This window comes from Rhodothermales bacterium, from assembly GCA_034439735.1.
Taxonomy (GTDB): domain Bacteria; phylum Bacteroidota; class Rhodothermia; order Rhodothermales; family JAHQVL01; genus JAWKNW01.
In genome coordinates this window covers 1-10039 of the sequence record JAWXAX010000134.1, presented here as the reverse complement: position 1 = coordinate 10039, position 10039 = coordinate 1, and the positions used below count along the sequence as shown (strand labels likewise).

The 10039-nt window shown below is 63.1% G+C and carries 8 protein-coding genes; 4 read left to right on the top strand and 4 right to left on the bottom strand.

The window, feature by feature from the left end:
* Window positions 1-57: 57 nt before the first annotated feature.
* Window positions 58-321: a hypothetical protein gene (locus SH809_10805; GenBank protein ID MDZ4700185.1), complete on the top strand. Its 264-nt coding sequence runs from the start codon at window positions 58-60 to the stop codon at window positions 319-321.
* A 66-nt stretch (window positions 322-387) separates the two neighbouring features.
* Here SH809_10805 and SH809_10800 read toward each other — a convergent pair whose 3' ends face one another.
* The 3 genes from SH809_10800 to apaG all read right to left on the bottom strand — a co-directional run bounded on the left by SH809_10800 (window position 388) and on the right by apaG (window position 1523).
* Window positions 388-774, bottom strand: coding sequence for a DUF86 domain-containing protein (locus tag SH809_10800; protein MDZ4700184.1), 387 nt, complete (start codon window positions 772-774; stop codon window positions 388-390).
* Window positions 771-1061, bottom strand: a complete 291-nt coding sequence (locus tag SH809_10795) for a nucleotidyltransferase family protein (protein ID MDZ4700183.1) — start codon at window positions 1059-1061, stop codon at window positions 771-773. Before SH809_10795 ends, SH809_10800 begins: the two co-directional genes overlap by 4 nt.
* A 78-nt stretch (window positions 1062-1139) precedes the next feature.
* Complete coding sequence (apaG, locus tag SH809_10790; protein ID MDZ4700182.1) at window positions 1140-1523, bottom strand: Co2+/Mg2+ efflux protein ApaG; 384 nt, start codon at window positions 1521-1523, stop codon at window positions 1140-1142.
* A 242-nt stretch (window positions 1524-1765) separates the two neighbouring features.
* Between apaG and SH809_10785 the strand changes: the two genes are divergently transcribed.
* On the top strand, window positions 1766-3631 hold the full coding sequence (locus SH809_10785) for a 2-oxoacid:acceptor oxidoreductase subunit alpha (protein ID MDZ4700181.1): 1866 nt from the start codon (window positions 1766-1768) through the stop codon (window positions 3629-3631).
* Between the two features lie 42 nt (window positions 3632-3673).
* The gene (locus SH809_10780) at window positions 3674-4840 is read left to right on the top strand and encodes a 2-oxoacid:ferredoxin oxidoreductase subunit beta (GenBank protein ID MDZ4700180.1); all 1167 of its coding nucleotides are present in this window, start codon (window positions 3674-3676) and stop codon (window positions 4838-4840) included.
* Window positions 4841-4894: 54 nt separating this feature from the next.
* Here the strand turns inward: SH809_10780 and SH809_10775 are convergent, their stop codons facing one another.
* A complete protein-coding gene (locus SH809_10775; GenBank protein ID MDZ4700179.1) occupies window positions 4895-7708 on the bottom strand; it encodes a PQQ-dependent sugar dehydrogenase in 2814 nt (937 codons plus the stop codon).
* A gap of 305 nt (window positions 7709-8013) precedes the next feature.
* Here SH809_10775 and htpG point away from each other — a divergent pair, with 305 nt between their 5' ends.
* Window positions 8014-9873, top strand: coding sequence for a molecular chaperone HtpG (gene htpG, locus SH809_10770; GenBank protein MDZ4700178.1), 1860 nt, complete (start codon window positions 8014-8016; stop codon window positions 9871-9873).
* The last annotated feature ends 166 nt before the right edge of the window (window positions 9874-10039 follow it).

Below are 10039 nucleotides of genomic sequence, written 5' to 3'. Positions count from 1 at the left end.
GCAACTCCGTGCATTACCCCCCGACATTAAACCTCGAACTTTACCCCTCAAACCCCGATGGACCCATCCCTCCACCAGAAACAGGGCATCAACCACCTCCAGAAAGTCCTCAACTACGCGCCGTTCGTGACGGAGAACGGGCAGGCCGAGGTGCATTTGACCAACGAAGACTGGCATGTCGTGGCGGATACGCTTTTCCAGCTCCAGACCCCGCGCGAGATGCTGCCGGCGACGATCGAGGCCTTCCGCCTGGCCGAAAACAACACCGTGATCGAATTAAAGACGCCGGACGCCATCGTCAGCGTGCATCGGATGGGGTGAAGGGGATGCACGTGTGCGTTGGAGAGCACGGGCGCTTCCGTAACCCCCGGCCGATCGTCCAACCCGTCATGGTCTGCCCCCATGGGCATTATGATCTTCGTCGCCCGCATCGAGGCGTACCACACGAAGTTGATCCAGCAGTGCCGGTAGCGCCGTTTGCACCGTGTCCCACACTACTTCGAGGTTGATCTCGTAGTAGCCGTGGGCGATGCGGTTGCGCATACCGCGCATGTTACGCCAGGGCACGTTTGCATGCGTTTGTGTGAACCCGGGGTAGCTGTCCATCACCCTGGTTGCCGCCTCGCCGAGGATGATAAGGCTCATGATGACGGCCTGTTGCGTGCGCTTGTCCTCAAGAAAGTCGTCCCTTTCCAGACCCTCCACGAAGGCGCACGCATCCGTCGCTGCCTGCCGCATGTGGTCGAGGTAGTCGAGGAGGCGATTCTCACTCATACCGGCCGGGCCTCGGCAAGCACCCTGGCGCGGAATTTAGCCGGCAGGTCGGCCGGCGTCAGCAGATCGACGGGGATGCCGAGCAGCGATTCCAGTTCGTAGTGCAGGCCGCCCAGGTCAAACAGGGTTGTGCCGGGCAACGGATCAACCAGCAGATCGAGGTCACCCCCTTCCTGGTCGGTGCCACGCAGCACCGAGCCGAAAACACGCGGGTTAGATACCCGAAATCGGCTTACGGTTTCACGGACGGCACTTCGTTGAAGGTCAAGTACGAGAGAGGGTCGCATAGGCTCCTTTCCTTGTCGAAACTCATTGGAATGGTAAGCGATCGAGGATACCAATTCAAGGGTCCTATGCGTCAGCGTTTAATTCGCCGCGGCCCGCAGATTAAACAGCGGGATGGCCACGCGAAACCGTTCGCCACTCGCGCGTTCCATCAGGTAGGTGCCTTCCATGGTGCCCTCGAAGGCCGCGAGGACGCAGAAGCTGTTGTATTCGTGGACGCTGCCGGGGCCTATGGTGGGCTGTTCGCCGACGACGCCCTCGCCTTCCACTTCCTGGACGTGCCCGCTGGATTCGCGGATGAACCAGTGCCGGCGCAGGAGTTGCACATCTTCCAGCGAGTGGTTTTCGATCCGGATGAAGTAGGCGAAGACGAATCGCTTGGAGATGAAATCCGATTCGCGGTCCAGATAAACCGGACGAACGGTGATCGCGATGCCTTCGGTGGTGGCCCGGTATGGGGTCATGGCGCAGCGGTGGCGAGCCTGGAGGATGGGCGCCGATGGCGCCGGATGCGCTACTCAACGTCCGCCAGATTCGCTTTGTTCTCGATGCATTCCGATCCCGGAACCCAATTTTTGAAGCTTGGATGCAGATTCGCAGATTTTCTCCGCACCCAGTACCAATTCGTTTGCCGCTTACGTACTCTACGTGACGACTGAAACGCAGGAGTTCCAGTGCGTTCGTTCAACCATTCGTATCGCCGCTTATGAGCGTCTCTTCTCCCGCAAAAACTGTCGAGTCGCTGTCCGAAGCCACCATCCTCTTCGCCGGCGACTCCGGCGACGGGATGCAGCTCACCGGTTCGCAGTTTACCCTGGCCACGGCCTTCGCCCAGAACGATCTGGCGACCCTTCCCGATTTCCCCGCCGAGATCCGCGCCCCGGTCGGCACCACCTACGGCGTCAGCGGCTTCCAGCTCCACTTCGGATCTGTCAGCATCCGCACACCGGGCGACGAGGTGGACTTGCTGGTGGCCATGAACCCGGCAGCGCTTTCCGTGAACATCGAGCGCGTGCGCCCTGGGGGGAGCGTGATCGTCAACAGCGAGTCGTTCACGGCGCGCGATCTCGACCTTGCCGGCTTGAAGGAAAACCCGCTGGAGAACGGCTCGCTCGAGGCCTACCGGCTGATCCAGGTGCCGCTCACTACGCTGACGCGGGAGACGCTGAAGGACTCCGGCCTGAACACGAAGGAGATCGATCGCTCCAAAAACATGTTCGCGCTCGGCCTCAGCCTCTGGATCTACTCGCGCCCCATGGAGCCGGCGATCGACTGGATCCAGAAGAAGTTCAGCAAGAAGCCGCAAATCCTGGAGGCCAATCTCAACCTGCTGAAAAAGGGCTACCACTACGGCGAGACGACGGAGGAATTCGCCGTCCGCTACGAAGTGAGCCCCGCCAGCCTGAAGCCGGGCCGGTACCGCGCCATCATGGGCGCCGAGGCGCTGGCCCTGGGGCTTGTCGCGGCGAGCCAGAAAAGCGGGCTGCCCATCTTCTACGGCGCCTACCCGATCACGCCGGCGTCGGACATTCTCCACGAACTCAGCCGGTTCAAGAGCATCGGGATCATGACCTTCCAGGCGGAGGATGAAATCGCCGCCGCCTGCGCCACCATTGGCGCCAGCTTCGGCGGCGTCCTGGGGATCACCGCCAGCAGCGGTCCCGGCATCGCCCTGAAGAGCGAAGCCATGGGTCTCGCCGTGATGACCGAGTTGCCGATGGTCGTCATCGATGTGCAACGCGGCGGCCCATCGACGGGCCTGCCGACAAAGACCGAGCAGAGTGACCTGCTCATGGCCATGTACGGCCGCAACGGCGAGGCGCCGCTCCCGATCGTGGCGGCCAGCACGCCGGGCGATTGCTTCTACATGGCCTTCGAGGCCTGCCGGATCGCGATCACGTATCGGACGCCCGTCATGCTCCTCTCCGACGGCTACCTCGCCAACGGCTCGGCTCCCTGGCTCATCCCGGATGTCGCGTCGTTGCCGGATATCGACCCGGGTTTTATCGACAAGCCCAACCAGACGGTCGACGGCGAGGAGGTCTTCATGCCCTATCTCCGCAACCCGGAGACGCTTGCCCGGCCCTGGGCGCGCCCCGGCACGGCCGGCCTGGAGCACCGCATCGGCGGTCTCGAGAAGCAGAATGTGACGGGCAACGTCTCCTATGACCCCGCGAACCACGAGTTCATGGTGAAGCTGCGGCAGGAGAAAGTGGACCGGATCGCCCTCGACATCCCGCCGACGACGGTGTATGGCGATGAGGCCGGCGATCTCCTCATCATCGGCTGGGGCTCCACGCGCGGCTCGATCGAGCTGGCCGTGGACCGCGCGAGGGGGAAGGGGCAGTCCGTGGGCTGCATCCACATCCGCCACCTGAATCCTCTGCCAGCGGACCTGCTGGCGATTTTCGCCCGCTTCACCCACCTGGTCGTGCCCGAGATGAACAACGGCCAGTTGGTGCGCATCCTACGCGACAAGTACCTCCTTCCGTTTATCGGCCTGAACAAGATCCAAGGGTCGCCCTTCAAGGCGTCCGAGATCAACGCCCGGGTAGACGAAGTCCTGAGCTGAAGCAGTACGCCGGCTCGTTACGAATTGATAGTTCGCATGACCATGCACGATAACCTAGATTCCCAGGAACCCCGCAAACCTACGTTGCCGCCCGGCGGCGTCAAACCCACGCTGCCCCCGGCCGCCCGGAAACCTTCGCTGCCCCCCGGCGCCGGCAAACCGGCGCCCGCCGGGCCCACGATGCCCGGCATCGCCGGCGGCGACGGCGCCTCGGCGCTCACGCGGAAGGACTTCGAGACGGACCAGGACGTTCGCTGGTGCCCGGGCTGCGGCGACTATGCCATCCTGGCCACCGTCCAGCGCCTGATGCCCGAACTCGGCGTCCCGAAAGAGAAGATCGTCTTCATCAGCGGGATCGGCTGCTCCAGCCGCTTCCCGTACTACATGAATACGTACGGGATGCACTCGATCCACGGCCGCGCACCGGCCGTCGCTACGGGCCTCAAGACCAGCCGGCCCGACCTGGACGTGTGGATCGTCACCGGTGACGGCGACGCGCTCTCGATCGGTGGTAACCACCTCATCCACATCCTCCGGCGGAACGTCAACGTTCAGCTCCTGCTCTTTAACAACCAGATCTACGGCCTCACCAAGGGGCAATACAGCCCGACCTCCGAGCAGGGCAAAGTCACCAAGAGCACGCCGTACGGATCGATCGACCACCCCTTTAACCCCGTGGCCGTGGCCCTTGGGGCGGATTCCACGTTCGTCGCTCGCACGATGGACCGCGATCCGAACCACATGAAAGACATCCTCAAACGCGCCCACGAACACCGGGGCGCATCCTTCTGCGAGATATACCAGAACTGCAATATCTTTAACGACGGCGCTTTCTTCGGCTTCACCGAAAAAGCCACCAAGCCGGCCCGCGCGATCTTTCTCGAAAACGGCAAGCCCATGACGTTCAGCAACGGCAAACAGGGCATCCGGCTCGACGGCTTCCGGACAGAAGTGATCGACCTCGAAGGCGGCGCGTGGTCCGTGGGGGACTGCCTCGTGTACGACGAAACCAGCCGCGAACTGGCCGGCATCGCCGGGCAAATGTTCTGGCAACCCGATATGCCGCGGCCCTTCGGCGTGTTCTACAAGGAAGTCCGCCCCACCTACGAGGAGATGCTCCACCAGCAAATCGCCGACATCGTCGAAAAGCGAGGCAAAGGCACGCTCGAATCGCTGCTGAATGCCGGGGATACGTGGGAAGTGAAGTAGAAGGGACGTTAAACGTTTGAACGTTCAACGTCCCCATACCCCCCATACCTAGACTTATTCCGCCACGAGCGTCACGGCGGTCAGGTTCATCAGCGGGTCGATGTCGCGAGCGGCGTCATTCTTAAAAACCAGGTAGAGGTCGTGAACGCCGGTAGTCGGCTGCACGGCGATCTGCACCCCCTGGGGGCCTTGCTGGCGCCGGCCGCCACCTCCCTGAGCAGCCGCGGCCTGTGCGGCTCCGCCGGCTTGCTGGATCGCCGTCGCGGTCGGCGGCGCGCCAAAGCGGAACTCGGTCACCTCCACCGAATCCTGCCCCAGAAGTGCACCGGTCGGGCTACCGAGGCGGACTTCCACGTTCCCGCCCACGGTGCCTTCGCGCGTCCGCGCCGTCGCGGCCAGGTCAACCCGCGTCACCCCGGTCAGGTCGATACCCTGGAAGGCGAGGTGTCCCCCCGTGTTGGGCTGGACGATCATCGGGCCGGCCCCGCGGTTACCCACGGATTTCCGGGCGCCCTGCATGATCTCGGCGTCGCCGGCGTAGAGGATCGGGCTGCGGAGGACGATCAGCTTTTCCGCCGTCAGCGCGGGCACGTCGCCGGCGCCGCGGTCCGTGTACGCGGCCCGGACGAGCAGAGAGCCGCGGCCGTTGTCGTCCGCCGGCAGGACCGGGACGAACTGGTCGGACAGCGGCAGCGTGCGGATGGTCTTGTCGCCGTAATTCAGGATGTAGTCGACGATCGTCGCGGCGTCGGCCGAGGTGAGGCCGGGGTGGGCCGGCATGACGATCTCGCCCCAGACACCGCCGCCGCCACCGCGGACTTTTTCGGCCAGGCGGCTCTTCGCGCCGGCGTCGCCCCGGTATTTATCGGCGATTTCGGCATACGACGGTCCGGCGGAGCGGACTTCCGGCTGGTGGCAGACGCCACAGTCGGTCTTGCTGATCAGCACCTTCGCCACGGCAAACCGCGTTGAGGCGTCGACGCTGCGCTGGCCCTGGATCACCTCGGCGTAGTCGAAGCCCTCGGAGGCATAGTCGATGCTCACGGCGACGGCCGCGGCGTCCACCGTGCCATCTTCCGTGTCGCTGGCGGTAACGGTATAGTCAACCGGCTTCCCCTGGAAGAAGAAGGAGGTGTTGCTGGCGAGCCGGACGTCGATCCGCGGCGGCTCGTTGCCGGCCACGATCTGGACCGACGCACTGTTAGTGGCGCCGGCGGGGTCGCTCACCTCGAGTGTGGCGACATAGACGCCCGCCTGGTCGAACGACACCGTGGGTGCGGGGCCTTCGAGCGTGCGCGAAGCGCCGCCGGCGAGCGGCGCGACCTCCCAACGGTACGTCAACTCATCGCCGTCGAAGTCCTGCGTCCCTTCGGCGGACAACACGACGTCGAACGGCACCTTGCCACCGGATGTAGAGGCGCCGGCAACAACATGCGGCGTGCGGTTGCCGGCGTTGTATTCGATGCGCACGAGCTTGTCGTCCTCGCTGTCGGCGAACCAGCGGCTGCCGTATTCGAGGACGTACAGATCGCCCTCGGGGCCGAATTTGATGTCGATGATTTCGGCCGGCTTATAGTCCGGCATGAACCGCTCCATCGACACATAGTCGCTGTTCGCGTCCATCGTGACCGCCATGATCCAGCCGCGGGACAGGTCGGCCATGATCCATTTCCCCTCGAAGTAATCCGGGAACGGGCGCGCGGCGCCGGCGAAGTCGACCGCCCGGTAGATGGGGCCGCCTGTGGCCGAGCGGCCGCCTGTGCCGACATCCGGGAAGCGCTCGGAGACGCCGTACGGGTAGGAGATAAAGGCCGGCTGCGCCGGAGGAAGCTCCTGAAGCCCCGTGTTGTTGACCGAGGTGTTGATGGGTTTGAGCGGATCCTTCGGCGCCAGCGCCGAGTCCGCCGCGAAGTCGTAAAACGGAAACGCGTGATTCTCGCCGATGAAGTACGGCCAGCCGAAGTAGCCGGCGCCTTTCGCCTGGTTCATCTCGTCGTACCCGCGCGGACCGATCTCGGTGTCCTCCGAAGCATCGGGGCCTACTTCGCCCCAGTAGATGTAGCCGGTCTCGCTATCGATGGACACGCGCCATGCGTTCCGGTGCCCCATCGTGTAGATCTCGGGGCGCGTGTTCGGGGTGCCGGGCGCGAAGAGGTTGCCGTCGGGGATGGTGTAGGTGCCGTCGTCCTCCGGATGGATGCGAATGATCTTGCCGCGGAGGTCGTTCGTGTTGCTGGCGCCGCGCTGGTCGTCCCAGCTGCTGCGGGCCGGGCGCTCGTCGGTCTGCGACATCTGGGAGTTGCCCGTGTTGTTGCCGATCGTCATGAACAGGTTGCCGTCCGCGTCCCATGTCATGCCGCCGCCCGTGTGGCAGCAGGCTTCACGCTGGACGGGGTACTCGAGGACGACTTTTTTCGTCGCCTCGTCGAGCGCACCGTCGCGATAGTCCCAGCGGGCAAGGACGTGTTTCGGCTCGGCGGGGTCCGCATAGAGCAGATAAATCCAGGGTTTTTGCTCGAAGTCCGGATGAACCGTCATCCCCACCAGCCCTTCCTCGGCCTCGCGCACCACGCCTTCGGCGTTGGTGTATTTGGTGTTGACGGGGATCATCGCGACCGTCATCACGGCGTTACTCCCCGGATCGTACCGCTTTACGCCGCCCTTCCGTTCGATGAAGAAGACCGTGCCGTCGTCGAGGACTTCGAAAGACATGGGCTCGTCCATCGAAGCGCCCTGGGCCAGGACCACAGGCGTAAAACGGTTGTCATCCGGCCGCTCCGTGGAGGCGGTGCGGGAAGGGGTAGGGCCTGAGCAGCCGGCCAGGAGAAGCGATAGCCAGGCGGCGGCACCAAGTGTGGGCGTTTTCATGGAGGAGTTCGTGCTCTGAGGAAGCCGTCGAAGGAGGAAGGATGCCGGTGTACGCCGTTGGGTTGGCATGGAACCGATGAAGGTCGTAGAATGCGACAAAACACAACCAATATCATTAAGAGGTTGATAAAACTTGCTAATAATGTTAACCCGGCGGGTAATGATGAAGCCGTGCGCCGGCTTTAGCGAGGGAACCTGGCGCCGCACCATTCGTGAGCGACCTTCTCCCTGGAACTATGGGTCGGTCGATCCGGGCCGGCTCCTTGCGTTATCCATACTATTCAACCGACTAAACACCTACTGCCGTGGAAACCGAGACCCGGGAAGAAAAGGCCAAACGCTATACCTTTAAGGCCGAGATGAAGCAACTGCTTCATCTGATCGTCCACTCCCTCTATACCCATCAGGAGATCTTCCTCCGCGAACTTATCTCCAACGCGTCGGACGCACTCAACAAGGCGCGATTCCGAAAACTGACCGACCCCGCTATGCGGAGCGCGGAAGCGCCGCTCGAGATCCGTATCACGCTGGATGAGACCGCGAATACGCTCACGATCGAGGACAGCGGCATCGGGATGACGCGGGACGACCTCGTCAAGCGCCTCGGCACCGTCGCCAGCTCGGGCACGAAGGCGTTCCTCGAGCAACTCCAGAAAGAAGGCAAACCCATCGACGGCCAGCTCATCGGCCAGTTTGGCGTCGGCTTCTACTCGGCCTTCATGGTGGCCGAGGAGGTCGTGGTGGAGACCCTCGGCGCCGACGCGGATTCCGAAGCGCTCCGGTGGACGTCGGACGGCGAGGGGTCGTTCACGATCGAACCCGCCGGCCGCGCCGAACGCGGCACGACCATCGTCCTCAAACTCCGCGAGGACGCGAAGGAGTTCATGCGCGACGACCGGGTGAAGGGGATCATCAAAAAGTACTCGAACTTCGTCGACTTCCCGATCTACGTGGCCGACGAGCAGGTCAACACGGTCAAGGCGCTCTGGCACAAAAACAAAAGCGAGATCACGCCGGAGGAGCTGAACGAGTTCTACAAGTTCATCTCGGGCGACTACCAGGATCCGCTCGGCTATCTGCACCTGAACCTGGAGGGCGTCGTCAACGTCCGTGCCCTCCTGTTCCTCCCCGAACACGCCCCGCCCGGGATGTTTCGTGAGGAAGAGGCCACGAAGCTGCACCTCTACGCCAACGGGGTGTTTATCCAGGACGATTGCAAGGCGCTGGTGCCGGAGTACCTCCGCTTCGTCCGCGGCGTGGTCGAGACGGATAGTTTGCCGCTGAACGTCTCCCGCGAAGTGACGCAGAATAGCCCGGTGATGGCCAGGATCCGGACGATCCTCACCGGGAAGATCATCGGGTTGCTGGAGGGTTGGGCCGAAAAAGAGGCCGAGAAATACGCGAAGTTCTTCCGGGAATTCGGGCCGCTGTTTAAGCTTGGCGTGGGGAACGACTTCACCAATAAGGACAAGCTGGTCGATCTGCTTCGCTTCGGATCCACGAAGACGCCGAAAGGCGAGTACGCCTCGTTCGCCGGCTACGTCGCGGCCATGCCGGCGGATCAAACCCAGATCTACTACCTCCTCGGCGAACACCGTGATGTGCTGGAGCGGAGTCCGAAGCTCGAGTACTTCCGCAAAAACGGCATCGACGTGCTGCTGATGGACGACCCGCTCGACGCGTTTGTCGTCCCGCACATCAATGCCTACAAAGAGAAGGAGCTCAAGAGCATCGAGAAGGCGGATATCGACCTGAAAGCCGACGAGGAGCAGCAGAAGGATGCCCTCGCCGGCGCCGATGTGGACCGGCTCATCGCCCGCTTCAAGGTCACCCTCGGCGACCGCGTGAAGGACGTCGTGGAGTCCCGCCGGCTGGTGGACTCCGCCGTCACGCTCGTCGTCGGCGATAGCGGGATGGACGTCCAGATGGAGCGCATGATGAAGATGATGGACAAGAACTTCACCTCTGGCGTCCGCATCCTGGAAATCAATACGGCGCACCCGGTGATGAAGAACCTGAAGGCGAAGCTAGAGGGCGACGACGCGACGGTCGACCAGGTCATCCTTCAACTCTTCGAAGGCGCCCTGCTGCTGGATGGCGGGTTGACGCAGACATCGGACTTCGTCGCCCGGATGACGGAGTTGCTCGTGAAGGCGACGGCGTGAGGGGTTGCAAGTTGGCAAGTTGCAGGTTGGCGGGTTCTTGGCATCAAGTCTTAACCTGCCAACCTGTAACCTTAATACTTCGGACAGTTTTCGTATCGGGAACGTGCCTGACTACCAGGCCCCTCCTCGATCCGAGGAGGGGCAAATCCCGTCGGAGCGAAGCGTT

Bases quoted from the DNA above. Each gene is read 5' to 3' on its own strand.
- SH809_10805 (MDZ4700185.1), top strand. From the start codon at position 58: ATGGACCCATCCCTCCACCAGAAACAGGGCATCAACCACCTCCAGAAA.
- SH809_10800 (MDZ4700184.1), bottom strand. From the start codon at position 774: ATGAGTGAGAATCGCCTCCTCGACTACCTCGACCACATGCGGCAGGCA.
- SH809_10795 (MDZ4700183.1), bottom strand. From the start codon at position 1,061: ATGCGACCCTCTCTCGTACTTGACCTTCAACGAAGTGCCGTCCGTGAA.
- apaG (MDZ4700182.1), bottom strand. From the start codon at position 1,523: ATGACCCCATACCGGGCCACCACCGAAGGCATCGCGATCACCGTTCGT.
- SH809_10785 (MDZ4700181.1), top strand. From the start codon at position 1,766: ATGAGCGTCTCTTCTCCCGCAAAAACTGTCGAGTCGCTGTCCGAAGCC.
- SH809_10780 (MDZ4700180.1), top strand. From the start codon at position 3,674: ATGCACGATAACCTAGATTCCCAGGAACCCCGCAAACCTACGTTGCCG.
- SH809_10775 (MDZ4700179.1), bottom strand. From the start codon at position 7,708: ATGAAAACGCCCACACTTGGTGCCGCCGCCTGGCTATCGCTTCTCCTG.